Annotated in this window: 19 protein-coding genes and 2 pseudogenes; 14 read left to right on the top strand and 7 right to left on the bottom strand. The window is 71.0% G+C overall.

Annotated features, from left to right (window positions below; translation table 11 throughout):
* Positions 1–8 precede the first annotated feature (8 nt).
* Positions 9–860, top strand: a complete 852-nt coding sequence (locus tag AAG742_RS12000; protein ID WP_298712097.1) for a GIY-YIG nuclease family protein — start codon at positions 9–11, stop codon at positions 858–860.
* A gap of 114 nt (positions 861–974) precedes the next feature.
* Here the strand turns inward: AAG742_RS12000 and AAG742_RS11995 are convergent, their stop codons facing one another.
* The 6 genes and pseudogenes from AAG742_RS11995 to AAG742_RS11970 all read right to left on the bottom strand — a co-directional run bounded on the left by AAG742_RS11995 (position 975) and on the right by AAG742_RS11970 (position 7830).
* On the bottom strand, positions 975–2228 hold the full coding sequence (locus tag AAG742_RS11995) for an IS256 family transposase (RefSeq protein WP_044658653.1): 1254 nt from the start codon (positions 2226–2228) through the stop codon (positions 975–977).
* Positions 2229–3070: 842 nt separating this feature from the next.
* Positions 3071–4603, bottom strand: coding sequence for a glycerol kinase GlpK (gene glpK / locus AAG742_RS11990; RefSeq protein WP_248116802.1), 1533 nt, complete (start codon positions 4601–4603; stop codon positions 3071–3073).
* A gap of 111 nt (positions 4604–4714) precedes the next feature.
* Positions 4715–5436: pseudogene (locus AAG742_RS11985) on the bottom strand (MIP/aquaporin family protein).
* Positions 5437–5449: 13 nt separating this feature from the next.
* Positions 5450–7189, bottom strand: coding sequence for a glycerol-3-phosphate dehydrogenase/oxidase (locus AAG742_RS11980; RefSeq protein WP_298712101.1), 1740 nt, complete (start codon positions 7187–7189; stop codon positions 5450–5452).
* A 160-nt stretch (positions 7190–7349) separates the two neighbouring features.
* Positions 7350–7493 (bottom strand): hypothetical protein, encoded by a 144-nt coding sequence (locus tag AAG742_RS11975; protein WP_248116808.1) that lies wholly within the window; start codon positions 7491–7493, stop codon positions 7350–7352.
* Between the two features lie 61 nt (positions 7494–7554).
* On the bottom strand, positions 7555–7830 hold the full coding sequence (locus tag AAG742_RS11970; RefSeq protein ID WP_095353548.1) for a hypothetical protein: 276 nt from the start codon (positions 7828–7830) through the stop codon (positions 7555–7557).
* A gap of 135 nt (positions 7831–7965) precedes the next feature.
* Between AAG742_RS11970 and AAG742_RS11965 the strand changes: the two genes are divergently transcribed.
* Positions 7966–8415 carry a hypothetical protein gene (locus AAG742_RS11965; RefSeq protein WP_298712104.1) on the top strand — a complete coding sequence of 150 codons (450 nt, stop codon included), beginning with the start codon at positions 7966–7968 and terminating at the stop codon, positions 8413–8415.
* Positions 8416–8636: 221 nt separating this feature from the next.
* On the opposite strand, the gene AAG742_RS11960 is transcribed toward AAG742_RS11965, so the two are convergent.
* On the bottom strand, positions 8637–9779 hold the full coding sequence (locus AAG742_RS11960) for a GNAT family N-acetyltransferase (protein ID WP_343282165.1): 1143 nt from the start codon (positions 9777–9779) through the stop codon (positions 8637–8639).
* Between the two features lie 109 nt (positions 9780–9888).
* On the opposite strand from AAG742_RS11960, the pseudogene AAG742_RS11955 reads away from it, so the two are divergent.
* The 12 genes and pseudogenes from AAG742_RS11955 to AAG742_RS11900 all read left to right on the top strand — a co-directional run.
* A pseudogene (locus AAG742_RS11955) lies at positions 9889–10164 on the top strand (GNAT family protein); the annotation flags it as partial.
* A 68-nt stretch (positions 10165–10232) separates the two neighbouring features.
* Positions 10233–11453 (top strand): Fic family protein, encoded by a 1221-nt coding sequence (locus AAG742_RS11950; RefSeq protein ID WP_343282164.1) that lies wholly within the window; start codon positions 10233–10235, stop codon positions 11451–11453.
* Between the two features lie 89 nt (positions 11454–11542).
* Positions 11543–12106 carry an alpha/beta hydrolase gene (locus AAG742_RS11945; RefSeq protein WP_298714769.1) on the top strand — a complete coding sequence of 188 codons (564 nt, stop codon included), beginning with the start codon at positions 11543–11545 and terminating at the stop codon, positions 12104–12106.
* Between the two features lie 23 nt (positions 12107–12129).
* On the top strand, positions 12130–12726 hold the full coding sequence (locus AAG742_RS11940; RefSeq protein ID WP_248118592.1) for a DinB family protein: 597 nt from the start codon (positions 12130–12132) through the stop codon (positions 12724–12726).
* A 6-nt stretch (positions 12727–12732) separates the two neighbouring features.
* Positions 12733–13485 carry a hypothetical protein gene (locus AAG742_RS11935; protein WP_248118584.1) on the top strand — a complete coding sequence of 251 codons (753 nt, stop codon included), beginning with the start codon at positions 12733–12735 and terminating at the stop codon, positions 13483–13485.
* Between the two features lie 90 nt (positions 13486–13575).
* Positions 13576–13935: a hypothetical protein gene (locus tag AAG742_RS11930; protein ID WP_343282163.1), complete on the top strand. Its 360-nt coding sequence runs from the start codon at positions 13576–13578 to the stop codon at positions 13933–13935.
* A gap of 52 nt (positions 13936–13987) precedes the next feature.
* Positions 13988–14497 (top strand): hypothetical protein, encoded by a 510-nt coding sequence (locus AAG742_RS11925; protein WP_248118579.1) that lies wholly within the window; start codon positions 13988–13990, stop codon positions 14495–14497.
* Between the two features lie 226 nt (positions 14498–14723).
* Positions 14724–15644, top strand: a complete 921-nt coding sequence (locus AAG742_RS11920) for an Abi family protein (RefSeq protein WP_248118577.1) — start codon at positions 14724–14726, stop codon at positions 15642–15644.
* Between the two features lie 85 nt (positions 15645–15729).
* Complete coding sequence (locus tag AAG742_RS11915) at positions 15730–16086, top strand: DUF6176 family protein (protein WP_248118575.1); 357 nt, start codon at positions 15730–15732, stop codon at positions 16084–16086.
* A gap of 211 nt (positions 16087–16297) precedes the next feature.
* Entirely contained in the window at positions 16298–16663 is a 366-nt protein-coding gene (locus AAG742_RS11910; RefSeq protein WP_248118572.1) for a serine/threonine protein phosphatase, read from the top strand.
* Between the two features lie 112 nt (positions 16664–16775).
* Positions 16776–18428 carry a crosslink repair DNA glycosylase YcaQ family protein gene (locus AAG742_RS11905; RefSeq protein ID WP_248118570.1) on the top strand — a complete coding sequence of 551 codons (1653 nt, stop codon included), beginning with the start codon at positions 16776–16778 and terminating at the stop codon, positions 18426–18428.
* Between the two features lie 123 nt (positions 18429–18551).
* Positions 18552–19361 carry a Fic family protein gene (locus AAG742_RS11900; protein ID WP_343282162.1) on the top strand — a complete coding sequence of 270 codons (810 nt, stop codon included), beginning with the start codon at positions 18552–18554 and terminating at the stop codon, positions 19359–19361.
* Positions 19362–19722: the final 361 nt, after the last annotated feature.

Genomic DNA, 19722 nt, shown 5'->3' with positions numbered 1-19722 from the left:
GAGGTCCTATGCCGCACTCTGATCCGGTTCCCCAGCCCTTCGTCCTCACCCTCGGGGCCGTCCTAGCGGCCGCCAGCCTCGACCCGCACGACGTCCTGGCCATCCGCCACACCTACAAGGAGTCGGGGCTGCCGTCGCGGGCGGCAGCCACGCCGGAGCGCGTGCTGGCTTACACGCGGGAGCAGCACCACGTGGGGAAGTTCCCGAAGGAGCCCGCCCGCCACTGGCTGATCTTCATGGGGGAGGGCGGGCGTCGCTCTCGCCTCACCGCCGTGTACGAGAACCGCGGGGAGGCCGTGGCTGAGCGCACGGAGCGGCACCGGTACTACGACGTTGCGCCGGTGCCGCTGCTGGCCTCCCTCGAGGAGCGCCTGGTGGTGGAGTGGTCCGCAGACCCCGTGAACTGGGCCAAGCGCGGCCCCCTGGCGGCGCGGTTCCCCGTCCTCGAGATCGCCGACCCCACCACCGAGGCGTTCCCCGGCTTCGACCACGTGCTGCTCAGCTACGGGGACCTGCAGTCAATGGTGACCGAGACTCGCTACGCAGGCTGGCGCACCGCCCTGGAGGCCGTACGCGGGATCTACCTGATCGCCGACGAGACCGCGGGCCAGTGTTATGTCGGCAAGGCCGACGGCGAGCGTGGTGTGCTCGGGCGGTGGGAGGCCTACGCCCGTGACGGGCATGGCGGGAACGTCGCCCTCCGGGATGCCCTGGAGCTCGACCCCGCCCAGCCGGAGCGGTACACGTTCAGCCTGTTGCGCGTGTTCGGCTCCAATACCCCGCAGGCCCAGATCGACGCCGCGGAGAAGCACTACAAGGAGGCTCTGATGACGCGCCGGTTCGGACTGAACCGGAACTGAACGGACGTCGTTGTCCGGGGGGAGAGAGCGAAGGGCAGACGGGGGGATGGAATGCCCGCGCTGAGGGTCAAGCCCCTTGTGGTGGTGTAGCGGTTGGATCCTTCGTTGGGGTTGTCAGGCGCTGAGCTCGAGGGCAGTGTCGGTGTCGGTGCCCACCTCGCTTCCGGTGTCCTCGACGGGGGTGAGGCGGCAGCGGGCGAGGACCTCGAGGCCGAGGTAGCGGCGCCCTTCGGCCCATTCGTCGGTCTGCTCGGCCAGCACCGCCCCGACCAGCCTGACGATGGCCGCCCGGTTGGGGAAGATGCCCACCGCGTCGGTGCGGCGGCGGATCTCCCGGTTGAGCCGCTCGGCCGGGTTGTTCGACCAGATCTGCGTCCAGACGTCCTTCGGGAACGTCGTGAAGGCCAGGATGTCCGCCCGGGCATCACCGAGGTGCTCGGCCACCGCCGGGAGCTTCTCGCTTACGTAGTCCAGCAGCCGATCGAACTGCGCGTTCACCGCCGTGGCGTCGGGCTGGTCGTAGACCGAGTGGAGCATGGCCTTCACCGCCGGCCACATGGACTTCGGGGTGATGCCCATCAGGTTCGCCGCGTAGTGGGTCCGGCACCGCTGCCAGGTGGCGCCGGGCAGGTTGGCGGCGATGGCGTCCTTGAGCCCGGCATGGGCGTCACTGGTGACCAGGCGGACCCCGGCCAGGCCCCGGGCCACGAGGTCAGCGAAGAACTCGTTCCACGCCGCACCGGTCTCACTGGTCGCCACGCGCATCCCCAGGACCTCGCGGTGGCCGTCACCGTTGACCCCGGTAGCCAGCAGCACCACCGCGTTGACCACCCGCCCGCCCTCGCGGACCTTCATCGTCAGCGCGTCCGCGGCCACGAACGTGAACGGACCGGCCTCATCCAGGGGCCGGTGGCGGAAGGACTCCACGTGTTCATCCAGGTCCGCGGCCATCCTGGAGACCTGGGACTTGGAGAGGGCATTGATCCCCAGGGTCTTGACCAGCTTGTCCATCCGCCGGGTACTCACCCCGGCCAAGTAGCAGTCCGCCACCACGGTGATCAGCGCCGACTCCGCTCTCTTTCGGCGTTCCAGCAGCCACTCCGGGAAGTACGTCCCAGAGCGCAGCTTCGGGATGGCTACATCGACCGTGCCGACCCGGGTGTCCAGGTCCCGGTGCCGGTACCCGTTGCGCTGGGCGGACCGTGTCGGGGTGGGCTTGCCCCATTCGGCGCCGACCACCGCGTCTGCATCGGCGGAGAGCAGGGTGTTGATCATGGTCTGCAGCAAGTGGCGCATCATGTCCGGGGACGCTTCGGACAGGGCTTCGCTCAGCAGGCCGGCAGGGTCGAGAATATGAGGAGCGGTCATCGTGATGACTCCATTCGAGGGTGCTGTGAGAGGTTCACTCGAAGGATCACACGGTGGCCGCGTCCACGTCTGAGACGACGTGCCCGACCACCGGGCGCTACACCACTATGCGGGACTCAACTGCGCTGAGACTCGGAGAGGAGGACAAGTGCGCCATCCAGGCACTGCGGCCAGCGCTGAGTTCCTCGAATATGACTGCCCACGAGCACACGGGGCATCTGCAAGCCGCCCGCATTGATGTCGTCGCGCGGCCCAGGTCTGATGGGTGTGAACGGCCCACCCGGAACCGGCAAGACGACCATGCTCCGGGACATCCTGGCGTCCAACGTCGTCGAACGAGCACGCCGATTGTCGGCGTGTGAGAACCCACTCGACGCCTTCACCGAACGCACCCATGAGTGGACCGGCGAGGGCAGGGCGCGACGACGGGTGCGCAAACTCTGGCCCGAGGTGGTCGGCTTCGAAATGGTGGTGGCCCCGGCGAACAACGCGGCCGTGGAGAACATCTCCGAGGAGATTCCACATCGGAGCGCCATCAAGGACGGCCGAGACGTGGATGCGGACTACTTCGGCGAACTGGCCACCGCCGCCTTGGGCGGGAGCCGCGCGGAAGAGGGCACCCTGGGTGAGGACAGGTCGACGTCGGAGCAGCCGGGCACCTCGCGCCTGGAGGGCAGGGGACTGATCGCCGCGCGATCCGTGAGGTCGAACAGCACCTCGCCCGACCGCGCAAGGATCAGGAGGACTGTCACGCCAAACTGCTCGGGGGCCGCCTCGGCCCGGACCGGCCCGGGCGCACGGGACGCACGGGGCCGGCCGGACCGGCCTATGGATCGGACGGCTCAGCCCTGGGCCGACTCGACGTCCTCGTCGACCCAGTCGCGGGAGCGTTCCACGGCCTTCTTCCACAGCCGCAGGGCGCGCTCAGCCTCCTCCTCGTCCATGGTGGGCTCCCAGCGCTTGTCCTCTTCCCAGTTGGCCACGAGCTCGTCCTGGGACGCCCAGAACCCCACCGCCAGGCCTGCGGCGTAGGCGGCGCCGAGAGCGGTGGTCTCGACGACCTTGGGGCGCACGACGGGCACGCGCAGCAGGTCCGCCTGGAACTGCATGAGCAGCTCGTTGGCGACCATGCCACCGTCGACCTTCAGTTCGGTGAGGTCCACGCCGGAGTCCGCGTTCATGGCGTCCAGGACCTCGCGGCTCTGGAAGGCGGTGGCCTCGAGCGCCGCGCGGGCGATGTGCCCCTTGTTGACGTAACGGGTCATGCCCACCATGGCGCCGCGGGCCGCGGCGTCCCAGTGCGGGGCGAAGAGGCCGGAGAACGCGGGGACGAAGTACACGCCGCCGTTGTCCTCCACGCCGGCGGCCAGGGTCTCGACCTCCGGGGCGCTGCCGATCATCCCGAGGTTGTCCCGCAGCCACTGGATCAGCGAGCCGGTGACGGCGATCGAGCCCTCCAGCGCGTACACCGGCTTCTGGTCGCCAATGCGGTACGCCACCGTGGTGAGCAGGCCGTTGTCCGACTGCACCGGCTCCTCGCCGGTGTTGATCAGCATGAAGTTGCCGGTGCCGTACGTGTTCTTGGCCTGGCCGACCTCGAAGCACGCCTGGCCGAAGGTCGCCGCGTGCTGGTCGCCCAGGATGCCGGTGATCGGCGTCTCGCGCAGCAGCTGCTGGCCGGATACGGTGCCCACCTCGGCGGAGGAGCTGACGATCTCCGGAAGCATGGACATCGGGATGCCCATGTCCGCGCAGATCTCCTCGTTCCAGTCGAGGGTGTCCAGGTTCATCAGCATGGTGCGGGAGGCGTTGGTGACGTCGGTGACGTGCCGGCCGCCCTCGCCGCCGCCGGTGAGATTCCACACGAGCCACGAGTCCGTGGTGCCGAAGATGAGGTCGCCGTTCTCGGCGGCCTCCCGGGCACCGTCCACGTTCTCCAGAATCCAGGCCACCTTGGGGCCGGAGAAGTACGTGGCCAGGGGCAGCCCGACGCGCTCCTTGTAGCGGTCCGCGCCGACGTCGCCGGCCAGGCGCTCGCAGAGGCGGTCGGTGCGGGTGTCCTGCCACACGATGGCGTTGTACACCGGCTTGCCGGTGTTGCGGTCCCACACCACGGTGGTCTCACGCTGGTTCGTGATGCCTACGGCGGCGACGTCGTGTCGGGTCACCTCGGCGCGGGCCAGGGCCTCGCCGACGACCTCGCGGGTGTTCGTCCAGATCTCCACTGGGTCGTGCTCCACCCAGCCGGCGCGCGGGAAGATCTGCTCGTGTTCGCGCTGACCAGTGGACACGATGGCCCCACTGTGGTCGAAGAGGATCGCGCGCGTGGACGTGGTGCCCTGGTCGATGGCCATCACGTAGCGGGGGGTGGTCATGTCCTACTCCTTCGGAGGTGGTCACGGGGGTGTGGGGGTGGCGGGCGCGTTCCCGCAGGGGAACGTGCCCGCCGGGGTTGGACGGGCAGACCGCTCAGATGAACGGGCTGCTCAGACGAACAGCGGCGCGGCGAGGCCCGCCAGGACGGCGCCGACGAGCGGGCCGACGATCGGCACCCAGGCGTAGCCCCAGTCCGAGCCGCCCTTGTGCCGGATCGGCGCGACGGCGTGGAACAGGCGGGGGCCCAGGTCGCGCGCCGGGTTGATGGCGTACCCCGTGGGGCCGCCCAGGCTCGCGCCGATCGCGACGACGAGCAGGGCCACCGCGAGCGGGCCGAGCCCGGAGGGGGTGGAGCCGAAGAGCAGGACCACGAACACCAGGACGAACGTGGCGATCAGCTCGGTGACCATGTTCCACAGCGGGTTGCGGATCTCGGGGCCTGTGGCGAAGGTGCCCAGGATCGCGCCCTGGTCCGTCTCCGCCTGGTAGTGGTCGCGGTAGGCCAGCCAGGCCAGGGCCGCGCCGAGGAAGGCGCCGATCAGCTGCGCGCGAAGTACGCGAGCGTGGCGCCGAGGGTCACGGCGATGCCGGGGGCGTACTCCTCGGCGCCGCTGACGAGCAGGCCGACGGTCACGGCGGGGTTCAGGTGCGCACCGGTCGCGGCAGCGACGTAGACGCCCGCGAAGACGCCCAGCCCCCAGCCGAAGTTGATGAGCAGCCAGCCTCCGCCGTTGCCCTTGGTCTTCGTGAGGACGACGTTGGCGACGACGCCGACGCCGAGCAGGAGGAGGATCGCCGTGCCGGCGATCTCATACAGGAAGATCGTGCCCATGGACGGGCTCCTCTCAGTGGATGGGGGCGGCGTCGGCGGCTACGAGCGCGGCGGCGGCGGTGACGTCGTCGTGGGCGGTCTCGCCGCGGAGGCGTGCGGCGACGAGGTCCTTGTACGCGCGGATCTCACCGGCGATGCGCTCAGCGTCCCAGCCCAGCTCGGGGGCCACGAGGGACGCGATCTCCTCGGCCGCCGCGACGCCACGGTCGCGGACCTCGGTGGACAGGCGCGTGCGGCGCTCGATGACGTCGTCCAGGTGGACGACGCCCTCGGCCCGGGCGGCGTGGACGATCTCGGCGCGCAGGTAGCGCGGCGCCTCGGCGAGAGGGACGCTCAGGGACCGGTCGGCGTCGATCAGGTCGAGCACGTGGCGCAGCACGGTGCCGTAGCGGAACAGGAGCCGGTCCACGCGGGCCTCGTCCAGGCCGTAGTCGGCGGCGATGCGGTCCGCCTCCGCCTCGATCTCCGAGTAGCCGAGGCCGCCGAGCACGGGGATGCGCTCGGTGAGGCTGGGACGGGTCGGGTGGGTCTCGCGCACCACGAAGTCCACGACGTCCTCGGCCATGGCCCGGTACGTGGTCCACTTGCCGCCGGCCACGGCGGTGAGGCCGGGGGCCACCTCGGTGACGGTGTGCTCACGGGAGATCTTGGTGGAGCCGCCGTCGGATCCGGTGACCGGCTGCAGGAGCGGGCGCAGGCCGGCGTACGTGGCGATCACGTCGTCACGCGTGAGGTCCTCCTTCAGCACAGCGTTGGCGTGCTCGAGGATGTAGTCGATGTCGTCCGCGGTGGTGGCCGGATGGGCCACGTCCTCCGCCCACGGGGTGTCCGTGGTGCCGATCACCCAGTACTCGTCCCACGGGATGAGGAACAGCACGGACTTCTCCGTCTTGGTGATCACGCCGGTGGCGGCGTCGGCGCGGATGCGGTCGCGCGGGACGGTGATGTGGGCGCCCTTGGAGGCGAGCACCTCGAGGCCGCCGTCGGCCTCGGCCAGCTCCTGCTGCTCCTGGGTCCACACGCCCCCGGCCAGGATGACGGCGCGCGCGTGCACGTCGAACTCCTCGCCGGAGGTCTCCTCGCGGACACGCACGCCCTGCACACGGCCGTCGTCGCCGCGCAGGTAGTCGGTGACGGCGGTGTAGTTGGCGGCCACGGCGCCGTGGTCCACGGCGGAGCGCACGAGCATCATGGCCAGGCGGGCGTCGTCGAACTGGGCGTCGGCGTACTCCACCGCGCCGACGATCTTCTCGTCGTCGAGGGAGGGGAAGGTCGCGGCCATGGAGCGGCGGCTGAGATGGCGGTGCGCGCCCATCGCGCGGCGGCGGCCGAGCGACTGCATGGCGTCGTACATGGTGACGCCGGCGCCGATGAAGCCGCGGTCGATCACCTTGTGGAAGAACGGGAAGACGAAGCGCAGGGGGCGCACCAGGTGGGGCGCGGTCTGGGTGAGCAGCAGGTCGCGCTCACGCAGCGCCTCGTACACCAGCTTGACGTCCAGCATCTCGAGGTAGCGCAGGCCACCGTGCATGAGGCGGGAGGAGCGGGACGAGGTCCCGGAGGCCCAGTCGCGGGCCTCGACGATGCCCACGTCGAGGCCGCGGGTGGCTGCGTCGAACGCGGCGCCCACGCCGGTGGAGCCGCCGCCCACGATCAGGATGTCGAGGGGGTCCTCCGGGCTGGTGGCCCGGAGGCGGGCGAGGTGATCCTCCCGCGTGGCGGCGGAGAGGGGGACGGTTCGCAGGGTCGGCATGGAGGGGTTGCTCCTTTATCGGTGGAGGCACAGCGTAGTGGCGTGGCTCACGATACCCGGTGTCACGTCACGAGATCCGGTATCAGCACGATCCGAGGTCCATGACGTCACTCCCGGGCCGCGGGTATCCACGCGGCGGCCACGCGCCGGGTGGGCGTGGTCAGGCCTTCCACCACATGCCGGTGAGGTCCTCGGTGCCGTAGGCGGTGACGGGCCCGGTCTCGCGGAACCCGAGCCGCTCGTACAGGGGCACATTGGCGCGCGTGGAGGCGACCCGTCTCGCACGGTCCCCGGGCTGTGGCACCTCACCCTGTCCCGCTGGAACGAGGGTGGAGCGCCCCGGGTGACGCGTGCCCCGGGCGGTGTCACTGCTGGCTCTGAAGCATCTCCACGACGTACCCGATGAACAGGGCGAGCGGGAAGCTGACGACAGCCAGCGCGCCGGACAGCAGCGCCAGCAGAACGCGTTTCGCCGCAGCGAAGCAGAGCGCGGACAGTGCGTAGCAGCCGATGATCAGGGCGAAGAAGGCCATCGTCTCCCGAGGCGTCTCCGAGCCCGTGATCAGCAGGAGAACCAGGATGCCGGTGGAGATGGCGAAGGCGGCCAGTCCCGCGATGGTGAAGGCTCCCGTTCGCGTCATGGCGTCGAACCTATGTACGCGGTGAGGGTGAGTTGTCCGGGCCTTCACTCGTCTGGCCTCAAGTCCAATCCCCAGCATCACCGGTGAAGACGCCCCACGCGCCCTCGGGTGAGGCCCCGCCCCTACACTCCGATGATGGACATCACCGTCGGCGCCGTCGGCCGCGCCTCGCTCTCGGACTGGGAGCAGGAATGCTGCGGTGACCCGATCGCCGTGGGGGAAGTCCACGAGCTGATCCTGCTGCCCTCCCGGGGAGTGAGTCAGGCTGGGCCCCTGGCATCTGCAGGCTGGATCGTCACCCATCACGACGACGGCAGCCCCGCCGGGTCGATCCCGTTGCGTCGTGTGCGGGCCGTGGTGAGGGCGGCACACGAGGTGTGGCCCTCGGGGCGGCTCGCCGAGATCGACCGCGTCCCCGGCCACGCTGATCTGACGATCCTTGAGCCGGAGGAGGCCACCGGCCTCAGTATGGGGGAGGTCGTCTACGTCGGCGCCTACGAGCCGGTGCTCCCCGAGACTCCCCGCCCTGACGAGTGGCTTCTCGACCTGGAGATCCTCGAGGACCTCGGTCCGCACACCTGGTGAGCCTCGCGAGTCCACCCCCTCACGGTGTCGAGCTACATGGGGTGAGCGTAGAAGTCCGTTCGGCGGCACGGATTGCGCCCGACACGCCGACCTCGGTGCGCATGGATGCGAACGTTCACATCACCGCATCCCCCACGCCTCTCCACGATGCGCAGGTGGGGGATTTCTCTTTCGCCACGGGGCCCTAGGCTGTTCTTCCGGAGCTGACGTTGCCTTTGTCGTCATAGATGGCCCCTCACCCCCCGGTCGCTCGCGAGCATCGCGTAGACGAGGGTGCCCGTCCACTCGCCCTTGCTCCACAGGTCCTGCCGGTGGTGTGCCTCTCGACGCATCCCGAGCGTCTCGGCCAGTCGGGCGGACGCCGTGTTGCGGGCATCCATCTGTGCCACCACCCGGTGCAGGCCAGACGTCTCGAACCCCAGGTCCAGCAGCGCAGCCGCGGCCTCCCGGGCGAAGCTTTGACCGGCATGCCGCGGATCCAGTGCCCAGCCGATCTCCGCGACACCGCGCTCGCGGTCCGTCAGCCACAGGATCACGTCACCCACGGGGACGCCCGCGTGCTCCACCACCAGGGACACCGCCCCGGACGGGCCGCCGAGGCCGTCCCACGTGATCCGCTTGGCCAGCTTCGCCCGCGCGGTCGCCTCGTCCCAGGGCTCGTCCAGCAGGTGGCGCACCACCTCGGGCTGCGTGTACATCTCCTGCAACCAGCCGAAGTCGTCCTCCCGGTGCGGCCGCAGCGTCAGCCGCGCGGTGGGCAACGGCCAGTCAGGGGCGCGGCCGCCCGCAGCCGCGCCCTCCTTGCGCCCCGCCGGAGGCGGGGCGTCGACGTCGGCGGGGACCGGCGTCGTCGTGCCGGACGCCCAGTCCTGGCGCAACGTTGCGTAGGCCACGGACGCGAGCGGCTCGCCGCCGTCCACGGGCCAGCCGCGCCGGTAGTGCGCCTCCTTGACCCAGCCGGCCCGGCGGAAGGTGCGCAGCATGGGGACGTTGTCCTCGCGGGTCCGGCCGTCGAAGCGGTCCACCGCGGGCATCGTCTCGAAGACGTGCCGGGTGAGCGCGGTGAGGATCTGCGCGCCGAGCCCGCGCCCGCGGAACCGCTCCGCCACGCGCAGGTCGAACAAGGGGGTGGGGTCCGTGAGGTCCTCCAGGCGCACCACGCCGACGCGGCCGTGCTCGGGATGCTCGATCCAGAAGGTGCGGTGGTCCTCATCCTCCCAGGCGCCGCCATCGACGGCCTTCTCCGCCTCCGGCCGGCTGACGCGCGGGCGCGTGTGGAACGGCCACGCGTTCTCGGTGAGCAGGGCGACGAGCGCGTCCCGGTCGGCGCCTGCCGGGTCGAGCGGAGCGAAGGTGACGTCCATGGGGCCGAGAGTAGGGGAGGGACGTCACCGCCGCCCGCTGCCGTGACCCCATGGCCACGCCCCTCCTCGACCTCGCGGCGCGCCGCGCGAGGAAGCCCGGGACGCGCAGGCCGAGATCGGCTGGACCATAGCAACGGCCCACGCCGGCCGGGGCCACGCCACCGAGCTGGCCTGTGCCCTGCTGGACCTCGCCTTCGCGGGCCTCGGCGTCCGACCCGTGGAGGCTCACGCCTTCGCGGACAACGCGCCCATCCCGCGCGTGATGGAGAAGGTCGGCCTGCGCCACGAGGGCACCTTCAAGGAGGCGTCACTGCACCGCACCCGCGGCTGGGTGGACGGCGTCACTGACGCGATGCTCGCCTCGGAGCATCGGGCCCGGGGCTGACGGCTTTCCATCTCACGACGCCCAGAAGTACGCAACGCTCTAGACATAACGTTGCGTAAGGTTGTGGCATGAGCAACGATCTGCGCCCGACCCCGTGGGTCGTCGGGTGGGAGCAGCGCCCCTGGACCGCGGACCCCGACGACGCCGGCGTCCTCACCCGCCGCGCTCGCGTGCGCGCGTCGGGCCCGTATCGAGCCGCGCTCCCAGCCCGTATCGCCCGACTCGGGTTCGACCTGCCCTCCGATCTGGCCACCGAGGTCGAGGAGGCGACGGCCGCCGTCGTGCGCTTCGATGCTGAGATCAGCCACGCCCTCCCGGGGCTCACTGGAGAGATCGCCCCGATCGACGCGGTGCTCCTGCGCACTGAGTCCGCGTCCTCCTCGCAGATCGAGCACATCACCGCGGGCGCGCGAGCCCTCGCCCTGGCGACTCTCGGCGAACGCACCCGCCCGAACGCAGCGCTCGTGGCGGCGAACGTGAGGGCCATGGGCGCTGCTTCCCGGCTGGCCGCCGACCTCGACGAGCCCGCCCTGCTGGCCGCCCATCGTGCCCTCATGGACGGTCAGGAGCATGCCCGGCCGGGCGCCTACCGCGATGCGCAGGGGTGGATCGGGGGAGGGGCGCCCACGCCGCACACGGCGCAGTTCGTCCCGCCCCACCCGGAGCGCCTGCGTGCCGGGATGGACGATCTCTTCGCCTATCTGCGACGCACGGACGTACCCGCCCTCGTGCAGGCCGCCATCGCGCACGCCCAGTTCGAGACCATCCACCCGTTCGCGGACGGCAACGGCCGCACCGGGCGCGTCCTCGTGCACGCCGTGTTGCACCGGGCCGGCGCGATCACCCGTATGGGGGTGCCCCTCTCCGCGGGACTCCTCACGGACACGGCCGGATACTTCGACGCCCTCACCGCCTACCGCGACGGCGACCCCGCGCCCATCGTGCGCCGCTTCGCGCAGGCCGCCCTGGCCGCCGTCGACAACGGCCGAGAGCTCGTCGCGGACCTGGACGAGGCCCTGACCGGCTGGCGCGAGCGGCTCACTGCCCGGCGGGACGCGGCGGTCTGGCGGGCGCTCGCGGTGATCATCGCGCAGCCTGCCGTGACCGTGGACCATCTGGCCCAGGCGCTGGGTGTCTCGCGCCCGGCCGCCCAGCGGGCCGTGGACCAGCTTGTCGAGGCCGGTGCGCTGCAGCCGGTCTCCAGCCAGCGTCGGAACCGGGTGTGGCTGGCCACCGAGGTGCTCGCCTGTCTGGACGAGTTCGCCGCGCGTGCGGGCCGGCGTGGTTGACGGGGGCGGTCTACAGGGTTGACCAGCCTCAGTGCCGTATGTAGTGCCCCGGCTATGGTCAGGCGAACACACGAGGTGAGGCCCGCGGGATGACTCGCGGTCCGTCAGCCACAGGATCACGTCCCCCACGGGCATGCCCGCGTTCTCCCCCACCAGGGACACCGATCCGGCAGGGCCAGCCGGGGCCGTCCTCCCGGTGCGGGCGCAGCGTCAGGCGCGCGGTGCGCAACGGCCAGTCAGGGGCGGGGCCGCCCGCAACCGCGCCATCCCCGCGCTCCACCCGGGACGTCGACGTCGGCGGGGACCGGCGTCGTCGTGCCGGAGGCCCAGTCCTGCCGAAGGACCGCGTACGCCACGGACGCGAGGGGCTCGAGGAAACGGACGCCGGCTGGGTGCCACGCTTCGACGTCGACGTGCTGGAGACCGCCCTGTGGCCCGTCCACGAGCGGCCCCGGTGGGAGGAATGGGGGCAGATCGGCGCGCCAACCCTGCTGATCAGCGGGGAGAACGGGTACGTGCCCGCCGGAGAGCTGGACGAGATGCGGCGTCGGCGCCCGGATGTGCGGCACGTGCAGGTGCCCGGTGCGGGGCACGACGTGCACCTGGAGGCGCCGGAGCGGGTGGCTGAGCTCGTGCGGGGGTTCGCGGCCTGATTGCTCTGGGGCAGGATCACCTCATGGACCACAAGCAGATCCTCCACGACGGGCTGCGCCGCCAGCGCGCGGCCCTCCTGCAGAAGCTCGAGGGCCTCAGCGAGCGCGACGCCCGCCTGCCGCGCACTCCCACCGGCACCAACCTGCTGGGACTGGTCAAGCACGCCGCCGTCATCGAGCTGGAGTACTTCGGCGAGACGTTCGGCCGCCCCGCCGAGGTGCAGCTGCCCTGGGCGGCGGCGGGGCAGCCGGAGGAGGACAACGTGGACATGTTCGCCGCCGAGGGTGAGTCCCTCGAGGACGTCCTCGAGTTCGCCCGCCGCTGCTTCGCCCACGCGGACGCGACCATCACGGCCCTCGGCGCCGACGCCCCCGGGCGGGTGGCGTGGTGGCCCGACGACAAGGCGGAGGTCACGCTCGCGCAGATCATCGCGCACGTCGCCCTGGACGAGGCCCGGCACGCCGGCCACGCGGACATCCTGCGGGAGCAGATCGACGGGCAGGCCGGCCTGCGCGCCCCGGGGAACAACCTGCCCCCGTGGGACGCCGACCGCTGGGCCGCCCACGTGGACCGTCTGACCGCCATCGCGGAGGGGAGCGGCGGACCGGGCCGGAACTGAAGGCACATGCCTCCCGTGCCCGACCTGCCCGCCTGCCTCGAGTGCGAGCCGCTGACCCGCGCCGTCGTCACCGGCTACGCCGCGAAGGTGACCGCCGAGGACCGCGCCGTGCAGCGGGACGCCTTCATCGCCGCGATGGTGTGGGGATACGGACGGGTCGGCTACGGCCCCTCCCGGGTGGAGCGCATCATGGCGCAGCCCGGGTTCGAGGAGCAGCTCGCCGACGTCACCCGCATCACCCTCGAGCAGGGCGGGCCCGCGGCCTTCGAGCATGTCCGGCAGCAGCGCAAGAGCGGGGTCGGCTGCCTCGAGCACCTCGGCGCGGCCTTCGGCACCAAGTACCTCTCCTTCCTCACCAAGGCCCACCGGGAGTCCGACATCGCCCCCGTCCTCGACTCGGTTGTGCGCGCCTGGTTCGCCGAGCACGCGAAGGACGTCGACGTCCGGATCGGCGATGGCTGGACCTACCCCCGCAAGTACGCCACGTACGTGGAGACCATGCAGGCGTGGGGTGAGGAACTCAAGATCCCGGCCGACGACGTCGAGCGGCTCATCTTCCTCCAGCAGCAGGACGCCACTCAGGAGCCCTGGCGGGAGAGCTGGAGTTCCGCCGCCGCGGACGCAAAGGCTGGCGAGCTGCTCGAGGCCCTCCGCCTCGCGCTGGCCGACCTGGGCGCCGGGGACGACGCCGAACCCCACCTGCAGGCTCTGGAGGATGTCATCGCCGACGCGGAGGACCGGGCGCCCGACGAGGCGTGAAGCCCGGCCCGCCGGAGGGACGGTCGGGACGCCGATGACGTCTCAGAGCGGCCGACTCCGCCCGTGAGTAGACCGGATAGGATGGGAGCCATGATCCGTGGGCTCCGGGCGTGGCGTCAGGCGCGTGCGCGTCGGCGTGCCGGCCGTCAGAGGTGGGCGTGCCGCATGCTCGACGCGGCACTGGTTGACGCCTGGCCTGGCCATGGGCTGTCCGCGGCGGTTCCCATCGACGGCTGGGCCTGCTCTCGTGGCACGTTGGGTTCGGGCTCCGGCTCCTCACTGGAGGTGCGGCTCAGCGGCGGCGGCATGGTCGACGTCGTGGTGGACGGGGACGTGGTGGACTCCGACTTCCCGTGGGACTGCTGGTCGGGTGACACCACGCTGCAGGCGGCACTGGCCGAGTCCCTGGAGCATCTCCTCTCTCCGTTTGCGGGGGAATCCCGCACCTGACCCGCACAGAACCCGGCTGACAGCCGGTTTTCTGTCGAGGCAGGATGGCCCCATGACGCGTCTGCTCCCCGGGGACTCCCTCACGCTCGACCTCGCACCTGAGGGGCCGGCCGACCTCCTCGCCCGCCTGCGCGCGGCGGGGGTCGCGATGAACGAGTCCGCTGAGCGCCTGATCGCGGACGCGCGGGTGTGCGCCGCGGTCCCCGATCGGGTGAGCGTCGTCGAGCGCACGCTCGCCGAGCTCCACCTGCCCGACGGTGGCACCCTCCCCGAGCTGCGGCGGGCCGTCGCGGCGGCGGGCCTGCGGGAGTGCCCGCCCGCCGTCGCCCCGCTGCTGCGCCTGGCCACCTTGGACCAGGCGAACGCGCCGGACTCCGTGCTTCGGCACGGCCGCGCGCCCGATGGCTCCGCGCAGGTGCTCAGCCCGTCCCTCGGCGACGAGTCCGGCGTGCACCGCGGCCTGTACCTGCGCGTGGTGGACCGCGTTCCGTGGCTGCGCGGCTTCGCATGCGACGATCTCCATGTCTTCGGCCCCGAGGACCGCTGGATCCTGGCGCAGTGAGGGCGCCGCGATCTGCCCAGACCGTTCCATCGGCCTGGCAGCGACACGGAGTTCTCAGGTGCTACACTGAACCCACTACATCCCCCACGCCTCTCCATGATGCGCACTTGGGGGATTTTTCTTTGCCTGGCGCCGCTTTGTGCCGGAACGGGAGGGTGAAGTGGGACGGACCATGCGGGCACGGGGGTCAGAGACCTTCGCAAAGCCTCCGCTCTCCCACGAGCGGATGCTCGAGCAGCTTGAGAGCCGGGGGCTCGTGGTTCCGGACCGGGACCGCGCTCTCCGATACCTGCGGCACCTCGGGTACTACCGGCTCTCCCCCTACACGATCCCCTTCCAGGCGGAGCGATCCACTCACACCTTCGCCCCCGGTGCCGAGTTCGACGACGTCCTGGACCTGTACGTCTTCGATCGCAAGCTGCGGCTTCATTGCCTCGACGCCCTCGAGCGTGTGGAAGTCGCGGTCCGCGCAGCCCTGACCGACCACATGTCCACGACCTATGACGACGCCCACCGGTACATCGACGCCGTGCACTTCCGCGACCGACAGCGGCACGCTGACCTCCTCGACATCGTCCGCCGTCTGGTACGGAGCCGGCTGCTGGGGTTGGCCGAGTCCGGTCATGACCGGATCCACCACCCCTCGGCGCTGGAGCACTACCTGATGACCTATCGGAAGCCGGAACTGCCCCCGTCCTGGCTCATGGTGGAGTCCCTGACCATCGGGCAGCTGGCGGGCCTGTACCGCAACCTCGCGCGTCGCTCAGATCGTGTGGCGGTGGCGGCCAGCGTGGGGTCGACCGACACGGTGCTCACCTCGTGGCTGCAGGTCTACGTGCGCGTGCGGAACATCTGCGCCCACCACGGCCGCCTCTGGAATGTGGGCCTCGGCGTGACCCCCATGATCCCCAAGTCACCCGCCATCTCGTGGCTCTCCGGTGCCGAGGCCGTTCCCGAGGCGTCCCGCCAGCGTCTGTACCCGGTGCTCGTCTCGCTCCAGTCCCTTCTGGGCACGGTCTCGCCGCGCAGCCGCTGGGCCGACCGCCTGTACGAGCTCCTGCATGACAGGCCCGAGATGAACCTCCACGGGATGGGCGTTCCGGTGGGCTGGTCCTCGGATCCGTTCTGGTCTCGTCGCCTCCGATGAGCGCGGCCGGTGCGGGAGTCCTTCATCCCGGGGAGACGGCCGCGGCCCGCCGCCGTCGTCGGGAGGATCCGTAGGCTGACGGCCCATGAGGATCGAAATGGAGAGGCTCCGCGTCCGCGCCGGCAAGGAGGAGCGCGCCCGCGAGTGGATCGCGTTCCTGCGGGAGAACCCCAAGGCGTTCCGCGAGACCCTGGAGCCCGAGCGGATGTACGTGGAGACGATCTTCTTCGAGACCGTCGGGGACGCCCTGTACCTGTGGTGGTACACCCTCCAGGGCGAGGACGGCGCCGAGCTCAGCGACTCCACCCACTGGCTCGACGAGCGCCACGCCGCCTACTGGCGCGAGTGCCTCGACCCCAACGAGCCCAGCCTGCTGCTCACCCCCGAGGTGCACATGAGCCCCGAGCGCGTCGAGGAGGCCATGCGGCCGCTGGGGGAGTGAGGCGGGCGCGCAGAACCCGGCTTACAGCCGGTCCGCCGCCGCCTGGAGGAGGCCGGCGCGCACGGGCTGATCGACCCGTCCCGCACGGCCCCCGGGCTGTGGCACCTGACCCTGTTCCGGTGGAACGAGGACGGCGTACCCCGGGTGACGCGCACGTTGTGACGCGAACGGCTCCCCTCGGACGTTCAATCCCCGCGGCTATTCTGGCCCCATGTCCGCCATCTTCGACCACCTGCGCTCCGACGACGGCGAGCACGTCGGCTACATCGAGATGGTCGGTGACCTCTTCGTGCCGCACGACCTCCTCCACCGACGCCGGGGCGAGCCCATGGAACTGCACGAGGCTGAGGCTGTCCTCGACACGATCGGCTTGCGTGCGCTCGCCGAGGACTGGCTGCTCGACCCGGCCGACGGCGTCGGCGACCCCGTGCGGGTGCGCATCCAGGAGGTCACGCGCACGCAGGTGACCATCGCGCCCACGGTGGACGGCGCCGTCGGGGAGGTCGCCAAGAGCATCGACCCCGCAGCGAGCATCACCCTGACCCTGCCCGCGGAGCGGCTGCGCCCGGCGGGGTGAAAGGGGGCACGAGAGGAGCTACGGGGGCGTTCCGCGCACCAAAGATGCTCAAAGTTATGGCAAGCATGCGCGAACGATGGTTCATCGCTCCATAACTATGGATACTTATGAGATGGACCTTGGACCCCTCCTCGCTGCGGGCGAGACCTTGGACGTCGAGTTCAAACGTCGGCTGGGGAAGGACGACCTCTACCAGGCCGTCGTCTGCATGGCCAACGGCATTGGAGGCCGGATCCTCGTCGGAGTCGACGACGACGGCACCGTCGTCGGGACGACAGCCGAGCATGGTGGTGCTGTGGACGCAGACCTCTTGGCTGGACGCATCCAGAACGGCATCGAGCCGCCGTTGAGCGTGGACGTCGAGGTGGTCCCCTGGGAGGGCAAAGACGTGGCGGTCATCACCGTCCCCCAGGCGAGGTCGTCGTTCGTCGGCACGCGCAAGGGGTTGTTCGTCAAGCGCGTCGTGGGGCCGGACGGTCGCCCCGCGTGCATGCCTATGACACCCATGGACGTCCTGCGGGCTGGGTTCGACGGCGTCGGCCTGGACTACGCCCGGGCGGAGGCGCGCGGGGCCGAGTGGGGGCACCTCGATCCAACCGAGTTCGACCGGTTCCGCCGACTGGCCAGCCAGTCGGCTGGTGACAGCGGTCTTGCGGAGCTCACGGATGCGGAACTGCTGCGGACGCTGGACCTCCTCACTCCGGACGGCGGCATCAGTCTCGGCGCGGTTCTGGTCTTCGGCACGTCGGATGCGCTGCGCAGGTGGGCCCCGACTGCGGAAGTCCTCTTCCAGGACTCCCGACCCCACGGTGTGGAAGCGAATGAGGACCTGCTGCTTCCCCTGGTGAACGCGTTCGAGGAGATCGAGGCCCGCTTGGCTCTGCGGAACTCCGTCACACCCGTGGAGGTGGGTCTCGTCCGAGTGGATGTACCCCTGCTGTCCGAGAGTGTGCGGCGCGAGTCGATCGCCAATGCCCTTGTGCACCGTGATTACGCCGAGGTGGGGCCGATCCAGGTGACCCTCACCGGGTCCACGTTCTCCGTCGCAAGCCCTGGCGGGTTCCCCCGTGACGTTTCGCCGGCCAACATCCTGAACCGCTCGGCTCCCCGCAGCCCTGCCCTGGCGAACGTGTTCAAGCGCGCCGGTCTCGTCGAGCGCCGGGGCAAGGGGGTTCAGGACATGTTCGCCTCGCAGCTCCGAGCCGGCCGGGGTACGCCGGACTACGGCCGCTCCACGCAGCGGTCCGTGATCGTCGACATCCCCTTGGGTGACGAGGACAGGGAGCTGTTGATCTTCCTGGCCCGCCGGCAGAACGAGGGCCAGCGTGCACTCACCCTGACCGAGCTGCGGGTGGTCCACGAGATCAAGCACGGGGGGCCTGCGGGGGCGGCGGAGGCAGCGGAACGCCTTCGACTGCCCGTGGCGGACGTGCGCGCAGCTGCCACCGCGCTCGTCGAGGCCGGCGTCCTGGAATCGCGGGGGAACGGCCGGGCGCAGCGGTACATGCTGACCGCGCGGTTCTACGAGCTGGCCGAAGACCGAGCCGCCTACCTGCGCCTGCGTCCGGTCGACCGAATCCAACAGCGGCGGCTGATCGCCGATTACATCCGCGAATACGGATCCATCACCCGCAGCAAAGCCGCGGAACTATGCCAGATCGCGCCCACGGCCGCGCGGGCGGTGCTCAAAGGCATGACGGAGGAGGGTCTCCTCGAACTGCGCGGGGAGCGGCGCGCAGCGCACTACGTGCTCCCGGACTCGTAGCAGTGTGCCCGGCCGCGCGCCTCGGGCCCGTATCGAGCCGCGCTCCCAGCCCGCATCGCCCGACTCGGGCTCGACCTGCCCTCCGATCTGGCCACCGAGGTCGAGGAGGCGACGGCCGCCGTCGTGCGCTTCGATGCTGAGATCAGCCACGCCCTCCCGGGGCTCACGGGAGAGATCGCCCCGATCGATGCGGTGCTCCTTCGCACTGAGTCCGCGTCCTCCTCGCAGATCGAGCACATCACCGCAGGCGCGCGAGCCCTCGCCCTGGCGACTCTCGGCGAACGCACCCGCCCGAACGCAGCGCTCGTGGCGGCGAACGTGAGGGCCATGGGCGCTGCTTCCCGGCTGGCCGCCGACCTCGACGAGCCCGCCCTGCTGGCCGCCATCGCGCACGCCCAGTTCGAGACCATCCACCCGTTCGCGGACGGCAACGGCCGCACCGGGCGCGTCCTCGTGCACGCCGTGTTGCACCGGGCCGGCGCGATCACCCGTATGGGGGTGCCCCTCTCCGCGGGACTCCTCACGGACACGGCCGGATACTTCGACGCCCTCACCGCCTACCGCGACGGCGACCCCGCGCCCATCGTGCGCCGCTTCGCGCAGGCCGCCCTGGCCGCCGTCGACAACGGCCGAGAGCTCGTCGCGGACCTGGACGAGGCCCTGACCGGCTGGCGCGAGCGGCTCACTGCCCGGCGGGACGCGGCGGTCTGGCGGGCGCTCGCGGTGATCATCGCGCAGCCTGCCGTGACCGTGGACCATCTGGCCCAGGCGCTGGGTGTCTCGCGCCCGGCCGCCCAGCGGGCCGTGGACCAGCTTGTCGAGGCCGGTGCGCTGCAGCCGGTCTCCAGCCAGCGTCGGAACCGGGTGTGGCTGGCCACCGAGGTGCTCGCCTGTCTGGACGAGTTCGCCGCGCGTGCGGGCCGGCGTGGTTGACGGGGGCGGTCTACAGGGTTGACCAGCCTCAGTGCCGTATGTAGTGCCCCGGCTATGGTCAGGCGAACACACGAGGTGAGGCCCGCGGGATGACTCGCGGTCCGTCAGCCACAGGATCACGTCCCCACGGGCATGCCCACGTTCCCCACCACCAGAGACACCGATCCGGCAGGGCCAGCTAAGGTCGTCCTCCCGGTGTGGGCGCAGCGTCAGGCGCGCGGTGCGCAACGGCCAGTCAGGGGCGGGGCCGCCCGCAACCGCGCCATCCCCGCGCACCCCTGACCGGCACAGGACTCGGCTGACAGCCGTCCCGCATGCCCGCTTCGACAGGCGCCGGCATTCTGTGCCCCTCCCCACCCGG

The sequence above is a fragment of the Micrococcus sp. 2A genome, assembly GCF_039519235.1.
In the GTDB taxonomy this organism is placed as follows: domain Bacteria; phylum Actinomycetota; class Actinomycetes; order Actinomycetales; family Micrococcaceae; genus Micrococcus.
Note: the sequence above shows the minus strand (reverse complement) of the source record. Positions and strands in the feature narration are given on the sequence as shown.

Bases quoted from the DNA above. Each gene is read 5' to 3' on its own strand.
- AAG742_RS12000 (WP_298712097.1), top strand. From the start codon at position 9: ATGCCGCACTCTGATCCGGTTCCCCAGCCCTTCGTCCTCACCCTCGGG.
- AAG742_RS11995 (WP_044658653.1), bottom strand. From the start codon at position 2,228: ATGACCGCTCCTCATATTCTCGACCCTGCCGGCCTGCTGAGCGAAGCC.
- glpK (WP_248116802.1), bottom strand. From the start codon at position 4,603: ATGACCACCCCCCGCTACGTGATGGCCATCGACCAGGGCACCACGTCC.
- AAG742_RS11980 (WP_298712101.1), bottom strand. From the start codon at position 7,189: ATGCCGACCCTGCGAACCGTCCCCCTCTCCGCCGCCACGCGGGAGGAT.
- AAG742_RS11970 (WP_095353548.1), bottom strand. From the start codon at position 7,830: ATGACGCGAACGGGAGCCTTCACCATCGCGGGACTGGCCGCCTTCGCC.
- AAG742_RS11965 (WP_298712104.1), top strand. From the start codon at position 7,966: ATGGACATCACCGTCGGCGCCGTCGGCCGCGCCTCGCTCTCGGACTGG.
- AAG742_RS11960 (WP_343282165.1), bottom strand. From the start codon at position 9,779: ATGGACGTCACCTTCGCTCCGCTCGACCCGGCAGGCGCCGACCGGGAC.
- AAG742_RS11950 (WP_343282164.1), top strand. From the start codon at position 10,233: ATGAGCAACGATCTGCGCCCGACCCCGTGGGTCGTCGGGTGGGAGCAG.
- AAG742_RS11945 (WP_298714769.1), top strand. From the start codon at position 11,543: ATGACTCGCGGTCCGTCAGCCACAGGATCACGTCCCCCACGGGCATGC.
- AAG742_RS11940 (WP_248118592.1), top strand. From the start codon at position 12,130: ATGGACCACAAGCAGATCCTCCACGACGGGCTGCGCCGCCAGCGCGCG.
- AAG742_RS11935 (WP_248118584.1), top strand. From the start codon at position 12,733: ATGCCTCCCGTGCCCGACCTGCCCGCCTGCCTCGAGTGCGAGCCGCTG.
- AAG742_RS11930 (WP_343282163.1), top strand. From the start codon at position 13,576: ATGATCCGTGGGCTCCGGGCGTGGCGTCAGGCGCGTGCGCGTCGGCGT.
- AAG742_RS11925 (WP_248118579.1), top strand. From the start codon at position 13,988: ATGACGCGTCTGCTCCCCGGGGACTCCCTCACGCTCGACCTCGCACCT.
- AAG742_RS11920 (WP_248118577.1), top strand. From the start codon at position 14,724: ATGCTCGAGCAGCTTGAGAGCCGGGGGCTCGTGGTTCCGGACCGGGAC.
- AAG742_RS11915 (WP_248118575.1), top strand. From the start codon at position 15,730: ATGAGGATCGAAATGGAGAGGCTCCGCGTCCGCGCCGGCAAGGAGGAG.
- AAG742_RS11910 (WP_248118572.1), top strand. From the start codon at position 16,298: ATGTCCGCCATCTTCGACCACCTGCGCTCCGACGACGGCGAGCACGTC.
- AAG742_RS11905 (WP_248118570.1), top strand. From the start codon at position 16,776: ATGGACCTTGGACCCCTCCTCGCTGCGGGCGAGACCTTGGACGTCGAG.